This is a genomic window from Microvirga sp. KLBC 81, from assembly GCF_003075415.1.
Lineage (GTDB): Bacteria > Pseudomonadota > Alphaproteobacteria > Rhizobiales > Beijerinckiaceae > Microvirga.
Map to the genome: position 1 here is coordinate 1 of NZ_QDAH01000232.1, position 1,482 is coordinate 1,482.

Sequence of the window (1,482 nt, forward strand, 5' to 3'; positions counted from 1 at the left end):
CGCGGTGGCGAACGGCAGCGTCTGCATGACTTCATTGCAAGTGCTAGCCGCGGTCGGCCGGATGCGGTCCATCTCGACATCATCGGCTCGCCCCGGCTCGGCACGCAGGTGGCCAGTCAGGCCCGCGCAATGGGCGTTGGGGCTTACAACATCCGCCTGTACGACCGCCGCACTGACCAGCACGACAGCTTCGCCGTGCGAGTCGAGGCGGTCGTTTATGAGGCGCGCCCCCCCGTCTGTGCATCGCTGTCCATCGTTGGTCCTTCAGTTAATGATAATTCTTTCGACCAAACGCTTGGTTGCTCAATCCGCAACAATCTAGGCGTCATGATCAACGATCCGCGCGACTTGCTCGACAATGAGGCTGTGAGGGCGAGCAATGGCGATCGAGCGGCCATTCCCGTTGCCACATACAGGACCTTCGGGAGGGGTGATCACAGCAACTTGGACCACGGAGCGAACGATCGGGTACCGTCACAACCGGCGCCAGTGGGCACGACCGATGAACAGTCGCTGCGATAGCGGCAACGTCCTTCAATGATGTGAATGCGCTCACCCAGGCGATGATCTAGGCAGCGGACTCATAACTGCGGATCCAGATGCGGGCTGATGCGAGCTTGATCGCGGCGAGGAAGTTCTTGGGGCATTTGTCGTAGCGTGTGGCAATACCCCGGAACTGTTTGAGCTTGTTGAAGAAGCGTTCCACCAGATTGCGGTAGCGGTACAGAAAGGCGCTGAAGACAAACGAGCCCTTGCGGTTGCTCTTCGGCGGGATGTTGGCCCAGACACCCTGATCCTGGGTCTGCTCGCGAATGGCGTTGCTGTCGTAAGCTTTGTCCGCCAGCAGGGTCGTGCCTGGTTTCAGGTCGGCCAGAAGCTCCTCGGCTGCTGTGTTGTCATGGGCCTGTCCTGGCGTGAGTGCGATCCGGATCGGTCGCCCCTCAGCATCCACAAGAGCGTGGATCTTGGTGCTCAGGCCGCCACGGGAACGTCCCATGCCACCATCTCCACCCCCTTTTTACCCGTCGCGCCATGCTGGTGGACGCGCACACAGGAGCTGTCGATCATGGTGAGATCGCCGTCGTACGCGGCTGAGACCGCGTCCAGAATGCGGTCCCACACGCCCGCCTCACGCCAGCGCACGAAGCGATTGTAGCAAGTGGTGGAAGGCCCATATCGCTCGGGGATGTCGCGCCAGGGCGAGCCGGTGCGGAAGCGCCAGAGAATGCCGTTGAGCACGCGCCGGTCATTTACCCGCGATACGCCGCGCGGCTTGTTGGGCAAGAGCGGTTCGATGATCTTCCACTCAAAGTCGGTCAGCTCGTGTCGACGCATCAGATCCTCCCAGACGCGGGAGGTGAAGCATCAACCCACTGCAAAGAAAAGATCTTTTATGAGTTCACGACCTAGAGCATCGGACTGAAACGCGGAGTCAAAGGGTTCTCTCCGGGGCAAAGCTGTGATTCCCTTCTGGTTGCAGGA

At 60.5% G+C, this 1,482-nt stretch carries 2 protein-coding genes; one reads left to right on the forward strand and one right to left on the reverse strand.

The window, feature by feature from the left end:
- On the forward strand, positions 1–522 hold a 522-nt coding region (locus tag DC522_RS33420), incomplete at its 5' end, for a CpaD family pilus assembly lipoprotein (protein ID WP_116532684.1).
- Positions 523–568: 46 nt separating this feature from the next.
- Here DC522_RS33420 and DC522_RS33425 read toward each other — a convergent pair.
- Positions 569–1,335 (reverse strand): IS5 family transposase gene (locus DC522_RS33425; RefSeq protein ID WP_116532685.1). Its coding sequence is split into 2 segments (ribosomal slippage): positions 569–1,011 and positions 1,011–1,335, totalling 768 coding nucleotides; the frame shifts between segments, so codons are not numbered across the junction.
- Positions 1,336–1,482: the final 147 nt, after the last annotated feature.